We start from the raw sequence: 16,094 nt of genomic DNA, 5'->3' as shown, positions 1-16,094 counted from the left end.
GCGTCAGCTCTCGAAGTCGATCGCCGAGTAGGCCTTGAGCTTGGACAGCTGGTGGTCACTGACGATCTTGCGGATCGTGCCGCTGCGCGAGCGCATCACGAGCGACTCGGTGGTGCACCCGCCGGCCCGGTACTGCACGCCCTTCATGAGGTCGCCGTCGGTGATGCCGGTCGCGACGAAGAAGCAGTCGTCGCCGGTGACCAGGTCGTTGGTGGTGAGCACGAAGTCGGTGTCGAGGTTGTGCCCGGCGTCGAGAGCCTTCTGACGCTCCTCGTCGTCCTTGGGCCACAGCCGTCCCTGGATCGTGCCGCCCAGTGCCTTCATCGCGCAGGCGGCGATGATGCCCTCCGGCGTGCCCCCGATGCCGAGCAGCAGGTCGACGCCGCTCCCGGCACGGGCCGCTGCGATCGCGCCGGCGACGTCGCCGTCGGTGATGAACTTGATGCGCGCACCGGTCGCCCTGATCTCGTCCGCCAGCTCGGCGTGACGCGGACGGTCGAGCAGGACCACTGTGACGTCGCTCGGCTGCGCGCCCTTCGCCTTGGCGACCTGGTGGATGTTCTCGGCGACGGGGAAGCGGATGTCGACCACGTCGGCCGCCTCGGGACCCGTGACGAGCTTCTCCATGTAGAACACCGCCGACGGGTCGTACATCGAGCCGCGCGGCGCCACCGCGAGCACCGCGATCGCGTTGTTCATGCCCTTCGCCGTCAGCGTCGTGCCGTCGATCGGGTCGACGGCGACGTCGACGTCAGGCCCCGTCCCGTCACCGACCTGCTCGCCGTTGTAGAGCATCGGCGCGTTGTCCTTCTCGCCCTCGCCGATGACCACCGTGCCGTTCATGGCGACGGTCGAGATCATCACCCTCATGGCGTTGACGGCGACGCCGTCGGCTCCGTTCTTGTCGCCGCGGCCGACCCAGCGAGCGGCTGCCATCGCGGCCGCCTCGGTGACCCGCACCAGCTCGAGGGCGAGGTTGCGGTCCGGCGCCTGCGGCGCGACGTCGAGGGGCTCGGGCAGATGGCGCTCGCTCATGGGGCGACTGTATCCGGCTCGGAGGCCTCCGACGCAGCACGGCGGGCACCGTGGACGGAGACCTCTGTCGCTTTCACGATCAAATGCACCGGGTCGCCCGGGGCGAGGGAGAGATCGACGACCGCCCCGGCCGTGACCTCGGCCTGTAGTGGCGTGGCGCCGGCCAGGGCGCGGACGCGGAAGCGGTCGCCGAGAGGCTCCACCTCCGTCACGACGGCCGGCAGCGCGTTGCGAGGGCTGCCGCCGGGCGGCTCGCGGAAGACCGAGACGGCCGTGGGGGAGAAGACCGCCACCGCTTCTTCGCCGAGGGTCGGGGGGTCCTCGGAGGCGAGTCCGTGCACCACCAGGTCCGCTCGCGACACCGCGTCCCCGTCCCAGCGTCCCGAGACGAGGTTGAGTCCGGCGATCCGGGCACCGAACGCACTGCGAGGCCGGCGCAGGACGTCGGCGGTCGCCCCGTCCTCGACGATCCGGCCGTCCTCGATGACCACGACCCGGTCGGCGAGGAGGAGCGCGTCCAGTGCGTCATGGGTGACGACGATCGCGGTCCGGTCTGCCAGCACCATGCGCAAGAGCTGGCGCAGCGCCGGTGCGACGTCCACGTCGAGCGCGGCCATCGGCTCGTCGAGCAGCAGGAGCCGGGGCCCGGCCGCCAGAGCGCGGGCGATCGCGACGCGCTGAGCCTGCCCACCACTGAGCTGGTGAGGGCGACGGTGGGCCAGGTCGCCGACTCCGACCCGGTCAAGCCACTCCCGCGCCCTGCTCCGCGCCTCGCGGCGGCCGGCACCGCGGGAACGCGGTCCGAAGGCCACGTTCTCGACCACGGACAGATGCGGGAAGAGGAGCGGCTCCTGGGCGAGCAGCGCGACCTGACGCCGATGAGGAGGTACGCCGGCCAGGTCCCGCCCCCCGACGAAGACCTCGCCGGCCGACGGTGGGAGGAGCCCCGCGATGACGCTCAGCACCGTGGACTTGCCCGCGCCGTTGGGGCCGAGGAGTGCGACGGTCTCGCCGTCGGCCACGTCGAGGCGCACCCGGACGCGCCGGTCGGCCACCGTCGCGTCGTAGCGCAGGGCGGTCATCGGGTGCTCCCGGCGGCCGGCGCGCCCCGGGGATCGTGAGGTTCGCGATTCCGTGTCTCGGGGGCCCGTTGGCCGCGAGCCGTGGTCGTCCTCTCGCCCCAGACGCGAGGAGCGTGGCTCATGGGCGCGATGACGACCACGGCGACCACCACGAGGAGCAGGGACAGGGCGACGGCGGCGTCGGGGTCGGTGACGCGCTCGAGGTAGATCTGGATGGGAAGCGTCGCCGTCGTGCCCTGCAGGGAGCCGGCGAACGTGATCGTCGCACCGAACTCGCCGAGCGAGCGCGCGAAGGCGAGCACCGCGCCACTCAGCAGACCGGGGAGGACGAGCGGCAGCGTGACGCGACGGAACACGGTGGACGGAGCGGCGCCGAGCGTCGCCGCGACGACCTCGTAGCGCTGGCCAGCGGTCCGCAGCGCGCCCTCGAGCGAGATCACCAGGAACGGCAGCGCCACGAACGTCTGCGCCATGACCACCGCGGTCGTGGAGAACGCCACTTCGATGCCGAGCACGTCGAGGGTGTGGCCGAGCAGCCCCCGACGGCCGAAGGTGTAGAGCAGCGCGATGCCGCTGACCACGGGCGGGATCACCAGTGGCAGCAGCACCAACGAGCGCAGGATGCCCCGGCCGGGGAACGAGGTGCGCGCGAGGACCACGGCCATCGGCACGCCCACGAGCACGCAGAGCACGGTGCTGCACGCACTCGTGCGCAGGCTCAGCCAGAGCGCCTCTCTGGCCGACTCCGAGCTGATCAGGCTGCCGAAGCCGCCCCAGTCCACGCGCGAGACCATGGCGACGAGAGGGAGCAGGACGAAGGCGGCGCCGAGCGCCGCCGGCGCGAAGAGCCAACGGGGCAGGCCCACCTGGCCTGCGCTCACGGCTTGCCGAACCCGGCGTCCGCCAGCACCTGCTGCCCGTCGGCTCCGACGACCAGGTCGAGGAACTCTCGGGCCAGCTTCGCGTGCTTGCTGTCCTTGACGGTGGCGATCGGATAGGTGTTCACGACGCTCGAGGACTCGGGGAACGCGACGCCCTCGACCTTGTCGCCTGCGGCCTTCACGTCGGTCACGTAGACCACGCCCGCGTCGGCCTCGCCGCTGGTCACCTTGCCGAGGACGTCGGTGACCGACTGCTCCTCGCTGACCGGCTTCAGGGTGACGCCGGCCTTCGCGGCGACGGCGGCGGTGGCCGCTCCGCACGGGACCGCGGGTGCGCAGACGACCAGCTTCACACCGGGCTTGGCCAGGTCGGCGAAGCCGGTGATCGTGGCCGGGTTGCCCGGCGGCACCGCGATCTCGAGCACGTTGGAGGCGAAGTTGCGCCGGTTCTCGGCATCGCCACCGAGCTTGTCCATGTTCTTGGCGTCGGCCGAGGCGAAGACGTCGGCCGGTGCGCCTGATGTGATCTGCTCCACCAGGTCGGAGGAGCCGCCGAAGCTGAGCTTCACCGTCGTGCCGGGGTGCGCCGACTCGAACTTCCTTCCGAGCTCGGTGAAGGTCTTGGTCAACGATGACGCGGCCAGGACGGTCAGGGTCTCGTGGTCGCTGCCGCCGCTGCTGTTGTCGGAGCTGCCGCAGGCTGCGAGCGGCACGACGAGGGCGAGGAGGGGCAGGAGGGCGAGCTTCTTGGCAAGACACAGCATTCTCAGGGACGCTCCACGACGACGTTGGTGGACTTGACCGAGGCGATGGCACGTACGCCGGGCTCCAGCCCGAGCTCCTCGGCCGCCTCGCTGCTCATCAGCGAGACCAGGCGGTAGGGGCCGCAGATCAACTCGACCTGGGCCATGACGGTGTCCTTGACGACCCGTGTGACGATGCCGGGCAGTCGGTTGCGTGCGCTCACGGACCGGGCACGCGGCACGCTCTCGGGGTCCTCGGCCAGCGACACGGCCAGATCGGCGAGTGCGCGGCCGGGGACGAGGGTCCGTCCCGACTCACCCTCGGTGGCGAGCCTCCCCGCGTCGATCCACCGGCGGACGGTGTCGTCGCTGACGCCGAGCACCTCAGCGGCCTCGGAGATGCGGTAGGTGCTCATGGGAAGATCATGCCGCATCTGCGGTCGTATTCGGTCACGGGGTCCGCAGATGCGGATACGCCTGCTCAGGTCACTGCGAGTGCTGCCACGGCGGCGACCACCGCGACGGGGGTCAGCGTCAGCGACACCCGGTGGAAGGTCGCGGTGCCCAGCATCGGCCCGGCGTCCCCGTGCCGGACCAGGGTCCGGCGCCAGAGCAGGTTGGCCAGCGAACCGGTCCAGGTCAGGCCCGACCCGACGCCGAGCCCGATGAGCGCCGCGAGGACGGCATCGGTCCCCAGTGGGGCGAGCAGCGGCAGGAGCAGGAGCGTCGCGGACAGGTTGGTGAAGAGGGCCGCAGCCAGCGTCGCGAGGCAGCCGATGCCCAGGAGCGCGCCGAAGGACGTGCCGTGGGGGAGCAGGTGGGCGACGGCATCGCCCAGGAACGCGTCGGCCAGGCCTGCGACCACCACGCCGAGCGAGAGCACGAAGAGCGCGAAGGAGGGATGAGTCGCGCGTGCCGCGATCGCCAGCGTGGTGACACGGCGCCGCCGGCCCCACACCACCAGGACCAGCGCCGCGGCTGTCGAGACCCAGGCCGGCTCGACGCCGAGCGGTGAGCCGACGGCGAAGCCGAGCAGCATGAGGCCCACGACCAGCACGGGGACGGGCTCGATCCGCGTCTCCGGTTCCGCCGCAGGGCGCAGGTGCAGGGGGTTCGCGTCTCCGTGGCGGGGAGCGCGGTCATCGGCGAGCTCGTGGCGGAAGAGGAACCGCAGGCCGACGTACTCGACGACGAGGACGACGGCGAACGACGGCGCCATGTGCACCGCGAAGCCGATGAACGTGAGGTCCAGGTGCGGCATGGCCAGCAGGTTGGTGAGGTTGGAGATCGGCAGCAGCAGCGATGCTGAGTTCGCCATCCGGAGGCAGGCATAGGCGACAGGGCGAGGTGACGAGCCGATCCCGGCAGCGGCCGTGACGGCGACGGGGGTGACCAGCACGACGGTCGCGTCCAGGCTCAGCACGGTCGTCACGAGGGCCGCGAGCAGGAACGTCCCGGCGAAGAGCGAGACGGGCCGCCCGCGGCTGTGGCGGCGCACCAGTGCTGCGCCCGCGTCGAACACACCGGCACGTGCGCAGACGTCGGCGACCACGAGGATGGTGATGAGGAAGGCGACCACCGGCAGCAGCGGACGCACCGCCTCCCATGCGGCGTCGGTCGAGATCAGGCCGGTGAGGAGGACGAGGGCAGTGGCGGCGAGCGCGGCGAGTGCCTCCAGGCGGGGCCGAGGGTGTCGATGCGCCACCACGAGAAGGCTTCCGAGGGCGATGACTCCGCTCACGTCCGCGACGGAGGGGGTCAGGGGCGGCACGGCCGCAACGATAGGACCCTGAGAGAATCAGCCGTGTGAGTGAGCCACAGACCGGAGCGAAGCGCTACCCGCGGACCTTCGGCGGTCTGGTCGGCTCCATGATCGTGCTGGTGGCCGCGGTCGTCGGCTACTGGGTGATCCAGAACCTCACGCATGACCAGCCGGAGGGCAAGCCGGTCGGCTACGACTACCTGGCGACCGTCGGCTCGGTGCAGGGCGCCGGCATCCAGATCGCCTACCCGCGGTCGCTCCCGCACGGGTGGATCGCCAACGGCGAGCCCAACTTCACCCCCGGCGACCGACCGGCGTGGGGCCTGCCGATGCTGACCGACCACGGCAGGTTCGTCGGCATCCAGCAGCAGGACGCACCGCTGCAGGACCTGCTCGACACCGCCCTCCCGAGTGGGGCACGTCAGGGCGCGGAGGCTCGGATCGAGAGCGACCTGCCCGGCAAGGCGGCAAAGGACTGGTCGTCCTGGTCGTCCGGGAACGGCGACCACGCCTTTGCGACCAAGGTCGGCAACGACACGCTGCTGGTCTACGGCTCGGCCCCGGTCTCCGACCTCAAGACCCTGATCGGCAGGCTGACGACCGCTCCGGTCGCCTGAGTTCAGTCCTCGTCGGTCCCCAGGGCGGCGTCGAGCCGCTGCCGCGCGCCGTCGAGCCATTCCTGGCAGATCGTCGCCAGCCTCTCCCCGCGCTCCCACAGGGCGAGGGACTCCTCGAGCGTGGTCCCGCCCGCCTCCAGCGCGCGCACGACGCCGACGAGCTCCTCGCGAGCCTCCTCATACGACGGCTTCTCGGTCTCGGAGCCGGCGGACGTCTCGGCGGACGTCTCGGCGGACGTGCTGGCGGACTTACGCGTGGCCATCGGGCAGCTCCTCGGTTCGAGTGGTGGTGGCGTGGAGGCGGCCGTCGACGACCCGGACGCTGATGTCGGTGCCCGGCCTCACCCCGGCGACCGAGGTGAGGACGTGTCCGTCGGCGTCCTGGAGCACGGCATACCCGCGCCGCAGGGTCTCGAGGGGCGACAGTGCGCGGGCACGCGCGCGCTGGTGGCCGATGTCGTCGTGGGCGCGGTCGAGCAGGTGCGACAGGGTGCGCCGGGCGCGGTCGCGCAGCATGGTGACCTCGTCCGTCCGCTCGTCCAACAGGGAGCGGGGGTCCGCGAGCGCGGGACGTGAGCGGAGGGCGTCGAGCGCCATCTGCTCGCGATGGAGCCAGGACCGGAGGCCGGCGCGCATCCGGTCGCGGGCTGTCGCGACGAGCCGCAGCTCCTCCGAGACGTCGGGCACGACCAGCTTCGCCGCGTCGGTGGGGGTGGAGGCGCGGACGTCGGCGACGAGGTCGAGCAGAGGACTGTCGGGCTCGTGCCCGATCGCCGAGACGACCGGAGTCGTCAGTCGGTGCACCGCCCGGATGAGCGCCTCGTCGGAGAAGGGGAGGAGGTCCTCCACCGAGCCGCCGCCACGTGCGACGACGATGACGTCCACGGACGGGTCGCGGTCGAGGCGCTCGAGTGCCTCGATCACCTCCGGGGCGCAGCGCGGCCCCTGCATCGCGGCATAGGCCGTCGCGAAGGAGACGGCGGGCCAGCGCCGGCGGGCGTTCTCGAGGACGTCGCGCTCGGCGGCCGAGTGCGGAGCGGTCACCAGTCCGATTCCGGCGGGGAGGAAGGGGAGGCGTCGCTTCAGCTCAGCGGCGAACAGCCCTTCCGCGGCGAGCAGCTGACGGCGCCTCTCGAGCCGGGCGAGCAGCTCCCCGAGCCCCACCATCCGGATGTCGCGCGCGTAGAGCGACAGGGTGCCCCGGTTGGCGTAGAACGACGGCTTCGCGTGCACGACGACGCTGGCGCCTTCGACGACCGGCGGGTTGAGCCCGTCGAAGAGGGTCCGGCTGCAGGTCACCGCGATCGAGATGTCGGCCACCGTGTCGCGCAGCGTCAGGAAGACGGTCTGCATGCCGGGCCGTCGGCTGACCTGGGCGATCTGGCCCTCCACCCAGACGGCGCCGAGGCGGTCGATCCAGCCCGCGATGGCGTTGGCGATCTGCCGCACGGGCGCGGGAGACTCCAGCGAGGTCTGCATGGTCACTCCGGCACCCCCGAGGTGTGGTCCTGGTCGAGCACGAACTCCTCGAAGCGCGGGATGGTGAAGCGCAGCCGCCCGTAGCCCGCCTCCTCGACGATGCCCTTCACGATCAGGTTGCGTCGCACCATGCTCAGCGCCTCGGTCGTCGTGCTCAGCCGCTCCGCGATCTCACGGCGGCGGACCACCGGCCGACCCACCTCGGCCATGGCCCGCAGGAACGCGCGCTCGGATGCGGTCGCGACGGCCCAGCGAGCCTCGAAGATCGAGGTCAATGCGGAGCGTGCCGAGCGCGACCCGACCTCGACCGCCGTCAGGTCGAGCACGGATCCGGGCTCCGGACGCGCGGCATCCCAGGTGGCGGCGCCCAGGATCTGCAGCGACTGCGGGTAGCCCCGCGCCGTGTCCACGACCGAGGCCAGCGCATCGGGAGCCCAGGAGACGTCGAGGCCGTTCGCAGGCGCCTCGAGCAGTCGTGCGGCGTCACTCGGCCCGAACTCGCCGAGCACGATCTCGTGACTGCGCTCTCCGAAGGTGGCGGCCCGCGTCAGGAGCGCCTTCGTCTGCGGCAGCCCGGCGCCGATGACGCCGACCGGCTGGTCCTCCCGGACACCGCCGAGGTTCTGCAGCGCGTTGAGGAGCACCGCTCCATGGACGAGTGCCTCCCGGTTGGGCGCGTACTCCCATTCCCGCGTCGACTCGAACGGGGCATGCAGCTCGTCGATCATGACGACCAGGCCGGCACCGCCTCGCTCGCGCACCAGCCGGCCCGCCCGCCCGAGGAGGTCCTCGAGCGGGCCGACGAGCGCCGTCGAGGCCGACGTGGGTGTGCTCTCCAGCCGCGCACGCACCTTGGCGAACCCCGCGCTCAGCTCGACGGTGAGGTCCTTGAGGCGCCGACCAGCTCTGGGCGTGACCTCGGCCTGTTCGAGGCTGTGCTCCACCCGGTCGACGATCTCGCTGAGGAACGGCTGCTGCCGGACGCAGGAGACCCACGCGAGCACGAAGCCGTCCTCCTCCGCCTGCCCGGCGACGTCACGCAGGAGGGAGGTCTTGCCGACCCCCCGCGGGCCGGTGACCACCGTCAGCGCACCCATCATCTCGCCGTACGCCGCCACCCGCGCCAGCTTGTCCCGCAGCAGCGTGCGCTCGGCGTCGCGTCCGACGAAGACGCGCGGCCGGTCGCTCGGCGTGTACGGGTTCGGCAGCACCTGGCACCTCTCCGGGATATAGGTCTTTATAGGTCGTGGCGGCTATAAGAGACTATAAGCGCGTAGTGAACACCGTAGAGGGAGGCGCCGACAGCGGTGCTCGGGATGGGGCCTCGACGCCCACGGTCCGTAGACTCGGGTCCATGACGGACCTGGCCATGCCCCGCACGCTCACCGACGCGGAGAAGCACGTCCTGCTCGCCGCACCGCGCGGCTACTGCGCCGGCGTCGACCGAGCCGTGGTGACGGTCGAGAAGGCGCTGGACCTGTACGGCGCACCCGTCTACGTCCGCAAGCAGATCGTCCACAACAAGCACGTGGTGGCCGACCTCGAGTCGCGCGGGGCGGTCTTCGTCGAGGAGCTCGACCAGGTCCCCGAGGGGCAGACCGTCGTGTTCTCGGCGCACGGCGTCTCGCCGGCGGTCCACACCGAGGCGGCGAGTCGGGGCCTGAAGACCATCGACGCGACCTGCCCTCTGGTGACGAAGGTCCACCATGAGGCGAAGCGCTTCGCGGGCGAGGACTACGACATCCTCCTCATCGGCCACGCCGGCCACGAGGAGGTCGAGGGGACCGCCGGTGAGGCGCCCGAGCACATCCAGCTCGTGCAGGGCCCCCAGGACGTGGACGGCATCGTCGTCCGCGATCCGGCCAAGGTCGCCTGGCTCTCCCAGACCACCCTGAGCGTCGACGAGACACTGGAGACCGTCGAGGCGATCCGTCAGCGCTTCCCGCTGCTGCTCGACCCGCCGAGCGACGACATCTGCTATGCCACCCAGAACCGCCAGCTCGCGGTGAAGGAGATCGCTCGCGAGTCCGACCTGGTCATCGTGGTGGGCTCGGGCAACTCCTCCAACAGCGTGCGGCTGGTCGAGGTCGCCCTGGAGGCCGGCGCGGGGTCGGCGTACCGCGTGGACGACGCCTCGGAGATCGACCCCGCCTGGCTCGACGGTGTCCGGACCGTGAGCGTGACCAGCGGCGCCAGCGTGCCGGAGGAGCTCGTGCAGGGCGTGCTCAGCGTCCTCGCCGAGAGCGGCTACCCCGACGCCCGTGCGGTGCACAGCGCGGAGGAGTCCCTCATCTTCTCCCTCCCCAAGGAGCTGCGCCGCGACCTCAAGGCCGCGGGTCGGAGCTGAGGAGTCACCCGATGGCCCGCTACCTCGACATCCATCCGGACAACCCGCAGCCGCGGTTGCTCCAGCAGGTCGTCGACGCGCTCGGCGACGACCAGCTGATCGCCTACCCGACCGACTCCGGCTATGCGCTGGGCAGCCGCATCGGCAACAAGGACGGGCGCGACCGCATCCTCGCGATCCGCGACCTCGACGACCGGCACCACTTCACCCTCGTGTGCAAGGACTTCTCCCAGCTCGGGCAGATGGTGCACGTGGACAACGCCGCGTTCCGGGCGATCCGGGCGGCGACGCCCGGGCCGTACACGTTCATCCTGCCCGCCATGCCCGACGTGCCCCGCCGCCTGCTGCACCCGAAGAAGCGCACGGTCGGAGTGCGGATCCCGGACAGCACCTTCGTCCAGGCGCTCCTCGAGGCCCTCGGCGAGCCGCTGCTGTCCTCGACGCTGATCATGCCCGGCGAGACGGAGCCGCGCACCAACGGCTGGGACGTCAAGGACACCCTCGACCACCTCGTCGACGTCGTCATCGAGACCGGCGAGGACGCGCCGGCCGAGCCGACGACGGTCGTGGACTGGTCGGAGGGCTATCCCGAGGTGGTGCGCGAGGGCGCAGGGGACTGGTCGCGCTTCGTCGCGTGAGGCCTCGCTCCCCGGCGGGCTCTCATCACCTCGACGTGCCGGCGCTGCGCCAACAGGGCCAGGCACAGCCCGTAGCCCAGGCACAGTGCGAGGCTGTGGTGGGCCAGCCCTGACACGACCGCCTGCGGCGCGGCGTCGTCGCGATGTCCGAGCGCGTCGGTGTCGACGAGCGAGACGAGCACGAAGACGACCAGCATGATGAGCGGCGGCAGCACCCCGACCGTGAACAGGTCGCGCGGCACGACGAGCACGGCGAGCGCCGCGCACAGCACCACGAAGCACACGTCGAAGACCCACGAGACGCTCCCCGTCAGCGACACGTCGAGGAGCACCGCGGTCAGCCCGAGCGCGAGCCCGAGCACGACGACCTGGCGGCCGGACTCGTGACCTGGGTGCCATCTGCTCATGGTGACCTCCGCCCCTGACGGTAGAACGAGGCACCGACAGCGCTCGGACGACGCGCCGGGCGACGTCAGTCCTCCAGGTCGACGATCACCGGAGCGTGGTCGGACGGCGAGCCCGGGAACACGGCAGGGTCGCGCTCCTCTCGGTCGATGAACGCGTCCTTCACGCGAGCTGCCAGCGAGGGAGAGGCGAGCACGAAGTCGATCTTGAGCCCCCGGTCGCGCTCGAACCGCTGCCGGTAGTAGTCCCAGTAGGGGACTAGATACAGTAGGAGTGTGAGCGGGATGAGTGGTCGCCGTGCGGGCGTCTATGCGCGCATCAGCCTCGACGTGGGCGGGGAGGCGCTGGGCGTCGCCCGTCAGGAGCACGACTGTAACGCCAAGGCTCAGGCTCTCGGGTGGACTGTGGTGGACACCTACACCGACAACGACGTGTCCGCGACCAAGGCGCGCCGTCGCCCGGAGTACGACCGGATGCTTGCCGATCTGGCTTCGGGTCGAATCAACGCGGTGGTGGTCTACGACCTTGACCGGCTCACTCGTAAGCCTGCGGAACTTGAGTCGTTCATCGACCTGACGGAGCAGCATGGAGTAGCGCTCGCAAACGTCGCTGGTGACGTGGACCTGACTGTTGCCTCGGGCCGGATGGTGGCCCGCATCAAGGGAGCTGTGGCCCGCCAGGAGGCAGACAGGATCGGTGAGCGCGTCAAGCGACAGAAAGAACAGCGGCTCTCTCAGGGGTTGCCGCCCGGGTCTCGTTATAGGACGTTTGGTTACACGCGCGATTGGCAGGTTGACGAGGCTGAGGCGGAGATCGTCCGTGAGGTCTTCACCCGTGTGGGCATGGGGGAGTCAGTAAACGCGGTGACCAAGGATCTCATGCAGCGTGGGCTCATGTCGGTCTCGGGAAAGCCGTGGCGATTTCAGGCCACAGTGCGGATGCTTGAGTCAGCGATCTATAAGGGTCGTCTGACGTATAAGGGTGAGGACGCGGGGCCATCTGCGGCACCGGCTTTGATTTCGGAGGCTCTTTGGGAGGCTGCCCAGAACCGTAGTCGTCGGGCTGCCTGGAATACCCGGAGCGGCCTCCTTTCCGGGATTGCTATCTGCGGGGAATGTAAGTCCGGTATGGCGCGGGACTCTGGCACATACGTTTGTTCTCGCTTGGTTGGGGGCTGCGGGAATATCAGCATTCGCGCTGAGCGACTTGAGGAACCGATTGAGGGCGTTGTTTGGTTTCATGCCTTGCGCGGCGGGCCGCTCGCAGATTCAGCACAAATTGCCAGCACTTCACAGCAACAAATCAACGAGATTGAAGGAAAGATCGCGGCTGCACAAGCGGCGCATGTCGCAGGCGACCTTGAACTAACCGACCTCACGGTAATCCTTAAAGGATTGCGCGCGCAGCGGGCCAAGCTAGTTGAGGAAGAGGCTTCGGCTGCCGCCGACTCTGGAATCTTCGCTGGCATAGCTGAATATGACAACGCTGACTTATCCCTTAAGCGGACGATCCTCCGCCGATATGTGCCGGTGATAGAAGTCCTGCGAAACCCTGTCCCCGGGCGCACGACCTTTGATCCGAATAGGGTTCGCGTGACGACCCATCGCGGGCACGTACTCACGGGTGATCACCTGATGCGTACGGCTGAGCGTGGCCGTGGCATGCGTGAGGCAGGGCGTCGGATGGCCTAGCGCCACCTAGGAGCCGTTCTGAGGCCCCGGCAGCCCTTGAGGGGAGGCCGGGGCCTCTTGCTGTCCTGCTAGGCCTTCAGATGGCCGTCCACAAGTGTCGGCACTGTATGGGACCGTGCTCCTGATGGTCCCTGTGGTCTGTACAGGTTCCTAGGAGCCGGAAACTGATATTTGGAACGCGCTGGCCTGCGGATTCGCTGAAATCGGCCGGAATATGCCAAATACTAGATTCAACGCCTTCCTCGGATTGGATGCAAACAACGTCGCAGGCGTGATTGGATTCTCGGCATGGAGTTCATGATTGCCGCCTTTGGACTACGCGACTGCGGATGTCCTCGACGCAACACACAGATTGACGACGAACTATGGGCCAAAGAGTTACTAACACTTAATGAGGAGATGGCTATGGAAATCTTGGAGTACGCTCAGGATCTCAAAATCTATTTTTTGGAGAATGGGATGTATGAGTTCGCGGATCGTCTAGATTGCCTGATCGAAGCGTGAGCGTAAGCACATTCCCGACCCGGCAAGCCGGAATCAACTTCCCTGGTGGCGCTGAGTGGGGCGCAATCAATCAGGTAGAAGCGCGCCGCCTAGCGCGCGACCCGGAGGTTAGGCCCCGTGCGCTCCGCGTGTTCTTCGCGGCTATCGGCTGGGCCAACAGGATCAATCACGCCGAGTTCGCCCCTGGGGGTCTGGCGATGATCCTTCAGGACGTGAACCCTCAGACCGGCGAGCTGTCAGTCCCCAGCGCACAGGCGGTCAACAAGGCTGTGGTGGCCGCCAAGGACATGGGCATCATCCACGCGGACTCAGGTGCACGGTGCCTGCTGTTGCCGCACTACCTGTGGCAGAAGAACGGCAAGGGCTCAGCATCCTGCGGCTATCACGGACAGGGCAAGGCAGGCGCCGCGTAACCCTGTGAGGGATATGAATGGCCCGAATGTATCCCTGTGAGGGTTACGGCGTAACCCTGTGAGGGTTACACATATCGCTCTGACCTGCACAAACAGTGACGCTCTCTCTATCTCTCTAATAGTGCCTCGGAGGGAAACGGAGAGGCCAAGCTAACTAGCAACTTAATAGGGGCCCCGTGGTGGGGCCCCATTGACTTAATGATGTAGGGCCCCCTTCGCTGGGGGCCTTACTCATTTACCCAACTTAATGGCCGCGCTCGGACGCGCCCTTAACTATTAGGGGTTAACTATTCCTTACTCAAGCTGTATTGACTGTAAGACACTGATACCGCTTGGCACGTCGCGGTGCACCGAGCACCAGACGGCCAAGCAGAAACAATCCCTGACTGAGTGGCAGCGCCGCGACCGGCAGCGGCCATCATCTAGCGCCCGTGGCTACACGTCCGCGTACCGCAAGCTACGTGCCGCTGTCCTCGACGGCACACCGTTGTGCTCGATCTGTAACACCGCCAGGGCTACCGAAGCGGACCACATCATCCCGTTGAGGGATGGTGGAACGAATACGCCCGAGAACCTTCGGCCTGTCTGTAGGCCGTGCAATCTCCGTCGTCGCCAGCACCGTCGTAGGTAGTGGGCAGGGGGCTATCGAAACTTTGAGTGAGTCGTCCCCAAGGCCTATTCCCCCTCCCCCCTTCGAACGGCCGCAACTAAGCCGGGGTTTGTGGTCTAGGGATCCGTCGTCATCTCAGTATGTGAGAACTTTCGGGTACCTGTGTCTGAAGATCGGCTTGCAGACAGCCTTATCAAGAGTGTAGAGACTTTTGATAAGGGAAAGGGGTACGGACCCCATGAAGTGTTACCACTGCTCAGGCTCAATCGCCCCCGGTACCGATGTCCGGGCTCGCTATTGCTCCCCGAGGTGCCGCACAGCGGCTCACAGTCTTAGCGTAAAGCTTAAGCGCGCCAGTAGGGCGCAGGCAAATCGAGAGGCTCATCGTGAGGCATATCAAGCCCGTCGTAGAGAAGCCTTGATTGCCCGCTATGGGGTGGAGTACGCGGACTCCCTCATGCGGGGCTACGAGACCCGCTAACGGGTCCACCACGGTTCATCTGTGAACGAGTGAGCAGACAGGTTCGCCCGTCTTGCCGTTTGTTGACCTTTCGGTCCCGTTGAGGGTCATCAACGGGCTCCTTTGCTTTCCTGGGCGGAGTGGACCCCTGGTGCCCAGGTCAACAATTGAATAACAACTGAACAAACAACTTAATACTTTCTATCGTTTTGGGCTGTTCCCTTCGGGGAGCGGCCCTTTTTTGTTGATTGGGGTCGCCCTTCATATGAATTACCAGAAGCTTGCTTCGGCCACTCTTGAGCGCCGGACTGCGCTCGTTGATGAGGCCAAGCGCGTGTCTGAGTCGACTCTCCCGGACGCTGAGAAGCGCGAGAAGATCGAGAATCTGAACGCTCAGATTGAGGCCGCTACCGCTGAGGCGCGGGATTACATCGAGCAGGGTGAGCGTCTCGCTCAGGTCCGTTCGCTGTCCCAGGGTGTTGGTCTCTTTGGTCCTGGCGGCGAGCGTCGTGGGGACGAGAGTGAGGACTGGGGCGCAATTCTGCCGTCCGCCTCGGAATATCGTGCCGCGCTCGCTACCGGAAATACCGGGGCCACCGTCCCGTCTGGTGTCTCCTCCAAGGTTGTTGAGGTTCTGCGGGGACAGAGCGTCTTCCTCCGCGCCCCTGGCCTGAATGTCATCCCGTTCTCGGGTGGGTCGTTCTCTCTGCCGCAACTGACCGCGTGGAGTGACCCTGGCTACACCGCTGAGGCTGCGACGATTTCGCAGGGTACTCAGACGTTCACGAGTCTTTCGTTCACGCCGATCAAGTTTGCGGACCTTCGGTACGCGTCTAATGAGCTGCTTTCAGACAGTGCCGTTCAGATGCGACAGCTGATCGCTAACGAGATGCTGCGCAGTGCTGCGCATCAGGTTGACGTTCAGGCGTTCGCGTCCGGTAACGGTACGACGGCCCTCAAGGGCCTTGGTGCGTCGGGTATGGCGACCAAGACGACTCTGACCACGGGTAACACTCAGGTCAAGTGGGATCACGTCGTTGACGCTTTCGCGGCTGTCGTCGCGGCTAACGCAATCCCGACTGTGATCTGGTGTTCTTCCGATCAATACGGAGGTCTGCTTAAGGAGCGGACTAATGCGGGCGGTGCTGGCACAGGTGAGTACCTGGCGGGTTCGGTGACGACCGATCCCGCGAAGGGTGCGCTTGGGCTTCCGATTCTGGTGTCTTCGAACCTGCCTACCAAGACCGTGATCGTCGCTGACGCGTCGCGAATTTTCGTCGGTATTCGACAGGCCGCTGAGATTGCCGTGAGCGAGCACGTTTCGTTTGACACTGATCAGGTCGCATTCCGTCTGACTCAGCGGCTGGCCGGTCTTCAGGTTGCTGAGGCGACCAGCATTCAGACCATCGTTGCTTCGGCCTCCTAAG

General features: G+C 67.8%; 19 protein-coding genes. 8 read left to right on the top strand and 11 right to left on the bottom strand.

The genetic code is table 11. The annotated features are described in order from the left end of the window. Nucleotides 1-3 precede the first annotated feature (3 nt). The 6 genes from glpX to ACYQ1K_RS13305 form a co-directional block, all read right to left on the bottom strand. Complete coding sequence (gene glpX, locus ACYQ1K_RS13330) at nucleotides 4-1,035, bottom strand: class II fructose-bisphosphatase (protein ID WP_459983480.1); 1,032 nt, start codon at nucleotides 1,033-1,035, stop codon at nucleotides 4-6. Continuing rightward, complete coding sequence (locus ACYQ1K_RS13325) at nucleotides 1,032-2,117, bottom strand: sulfate/molybdate ABC transporter ATP-binding protein (RefSeq protein WP_459983479.1); 1,086 nt, start codon at nucleotides 2,115-2,117, stop codon at nucleotides 1,032-1,034. Before ACYQ1K_RS13325 ends, glpX begins: the two co-directional genes overlap by 4 nt. Beyond that, on the bottom strand, nucleotides 2,114-2,998 hold the full coding sequence (locus ACYQ1K_RS13320; RefSeq protein WP_459983478.1) for an ABC transporter permease: 885 nt from the start codon (nucleotides 2,996-2,998) through the stop codon (nucleotides 2,114-2,116). The genes ACYQ1K_RS13325 and ACYQ1K_RS13320 overlap by 4 nt, the downstream gene beginning before the upstream one ends. After that, nucleotides 2,995-3,762 (bottom strand): molybdate ABC transporter substrate-binding protein, encoded by a 768-nt coding sequence (modA, locus tag ACYQ1K_RS13315; protein WP_459983477.1) that lies wholly within the window; start codon nucleotides 3,760-3,762, stop codon nucleotides 2,995-2,997. The genes ACYQ1K_RS13320 and modA overlap by 4 nt, the downstream gene beginning before the upstream one ends. Before the next feature lie 2 nt (nucleotides 3,763-3,764). Further along, nucleotides 3,765-4,157 (bottom strand): TOBE domain-containing protein, encoded by a 393-nt coding sequence (locus ACYQ1K_RS13310; RefSeq protein ID WP_459983476.1) that lies wholly within the window; start codon nucleotides 4,155-4,157, stop codon nucleotides 3,765-3,767. Between the two features lie 65 nt (nucleotides 4,158-4,222). Then, nucleotides 4,223-5,512 (bottom strand): SLC13 family permease, encoded by a 1,290-nt coding sequence (locus ACYQ1K_RS13305; protein WP_459983475.1) that lies wholly within the window; start codon nucleotides 5,510-5,512, stop codon nucleotides 4,223-4,225. A 35-nt stretch (nucleotides 5,513-5,547) separates the two neighbouring features. Here ACYQ1K_RS13305 and ACYQ1K_RS13300 point away from each other — a divergent pair, with 35 nt between their 5' ends. Further along, complete coding sequence (locus ACYQ1K_RS13300) at nucleotides 5,548-6,120, top strand: DUF4245 family protein (RefSeq protein WP_459983474.1); 573 nt, start codon at nucleotides 5,548-5,550, stop codon at nucleotides 6,118-6,120. A gap of 2 nt (nucleotides 6,121-6,122) precedes the next feature. Here the strand turns inward: ACYQ1K_RS13300 and ACYQ1K_RS13295 are convergent, their stop codons facing one another. Genes ACYQ1K_RS13295 through ACYQ1K_RS13285 form a run of 3 tightly spaced genes read right to left on the bottom strand, consistent with a single transcriptional unit; the run spans nucleotide 6,123 to nucleotide 8,810 of the window. Then, nucleotides 6,123-6,383: an exodeoxyribonuclease VII small subunit gene (locus tag ACYQ1K_RS13295; RefSeq protein ID WP_459983473.1), complete on the bottom strand. Its 261-nt coding sequence runs from the start codon at nucleotides 6,381-6,383 to the stop codon at nucleotides 6,123-6,125. Further along, complete coding sequence (gene xseA, locus ACYQ1K_RS13290) at nucleotides 6,370-7,599, bottom strand: exodeoxyribonuclease VII large subunit (RefSeq protein WP_459983554.1); 1,230 nt, start codon at nucleotides 7,597-7,599, stop codon at nucleotides 6,370-6,372. The genes ACYQ1K_RS13295 and xseA overlap by 14 nt, the downstream gene beginning before the upstream one ends. A gap of 2 nt (nucleotides 7,600-7,601) precedes the next feature. Then, nucleotides 7,602-8,810: an AAA family ATPase gene (locus tag ACYQ1K_RS13285; RefSeq protein ID WP_459983472.1), complete on the bottom strand. Its 1,209-nt coding sequence runs from the start codon at nucleotides 8,808-8,810 to the stop codon at nucleotides 7,602-7,604. Nucleotides 8,811-8,953: 143 nt separating this feature from the next. On the opposite strand from ACYQ1K_RS13285, the gene ACYQ1K_RS13280 reads away from it, so the two are divergent. Both ACYQ1K_RS13280 and ACYQ1K_RS13275 read left to right on the top strand, forming a co-directional pair. Next, nucleotides 8,954-9,946, top strand: coding sequence for a 4-hydroxy-3-methylbut-2-enyl diphosphate reductase (locus ACYQ1K_RS13280; protein ID WP_459983471.1), 993 nt, complete (start codon nucleotides 8,954-8,956; stop codon nucleotides 9,944-9,946). A gap of 11 nt (nucleotides 9,947-9,957) precedes the next feature. Beyond that, nucleotides 9,958-10,584, top strand: coding sequence for an L-threonylcarbamoyladenylate synthase (locus ACYQ1K_RS13275; protein ID WP_459983470.1), 627 nt, complete (start codon nucleotides 9,958-9,960; stop codon nucleotides 10,582-10,584). Here ACYQ1K_RS13275 and ACYQ1K_RS13270 read toward each other — a convergent pair. Further along, nucleotides 10,530-10,991, bottom strand: coding sequence for a DUF6542 domain-containing protein (locus ACYQ1K_RS13270; RefSeq protein WP_459983469.1), 462 nt, complete (start codon nucleotides 10,989-10,991; stop codon nucleotides 10,530-10,532). The genes ACYQ1K_RS13275 and ACYQ1K_RS13270 overlap by 55 nt on opposite strands. Before the next feature lie 65 nt (nucleotides 10,992-11,056). Next, complete coding sequence (locus ACYQ1K_RS13265) at nucleotides 11,057-11,185, bottom strand: hypothetical protein (protein WP_459983468.1); 129 nt, start codon at nucleotides 11,183-11,185, stop codon at nucleotides 11,057-11,059. An 88-nt stretch (nucleotides 11,186-11,273) separates the two neighbouring features. Between ACYQ1K_RS13265 and ACYQ1K_RS13260 the strand changes: the two genes are divergently transcribed. From ACYQ1K_RS13260 to ACYQ1K_RS13240, 5 genes are all read left to right on the top strand, one after another. Then, nucleotides 11,274-12,680, top strand: coding sequence for a recombinase family protein (locus ACYQ1K_RS13260; protein ID WP_459983553.1), 1,407 nt, complete (start codon nucleotides 11,274-11,276; stop codon nucleotides 12,678-12,680). Nucleotides 12,681-12,968: 288 nt separating this feature from the next. Beyond that, nucleotides 12,969-13,184: a hypothetical protein gene (locus ACYQ1K_RS13255; protein WP_459983467.1), complete on the top strand. Its 216-nt coding sequence runs from the start codon at nucleotides 12,969-12,971 to the stop codon at nucleotides 13,182-13,184. A gap of 212 nt (nucleotides 13,185-13,396) precedes the next feature. Beyond that, nucleotides 13,397-13,597, top strand: a complete 201-nt coding sequence (locus tag ACYQ1K_RS13250) for a hypothetical protein (RefSeq protein ID WP_459983466.1) — start codon at nucleotides 13,397-13,399, stop codon at nucleotides 13,595-13,597. A 487-nt stretch (nucleotides 13,598-14,084) separates the two neighbouring features. Beyond that, nucleotides 14,085-14,228: an HNH endonuclease gene (locus ACYQ1K_RS13245; RefSeq protein WP_459983465.1), complete on the top strand. Its 144-nt coding sequence runs from the start codon at nucleotides 14,085-14,087 to the stop codon at nucleotides 14,226-14,228. A gap of 704 nt (nucleotides 14,229-14,932) precedes the next feature. Continuing rightward, nucleotides 14,933-16,093, top strand: a complete 1,161-nt coding sequence (locus ACYQ1K_RS13240; RefSeq protein ID WP_459983464.1) for a phage major capsid protein — start codon at nucleotides 14,933-14,935, stop codon at nucleotides 16,091-16,093. The last annotated feature ends 1 nt before the right edge of the window (nucleotide 16,094 follow it).

Source organism: Nocardioides sp. AN3 (assembly GCF_054653495.1).
The sequence above is the reverse complement of the archived record's forward strand: the minus strand, read 5'-3'. Positions and strand labels throughout refer to the sequence as shown.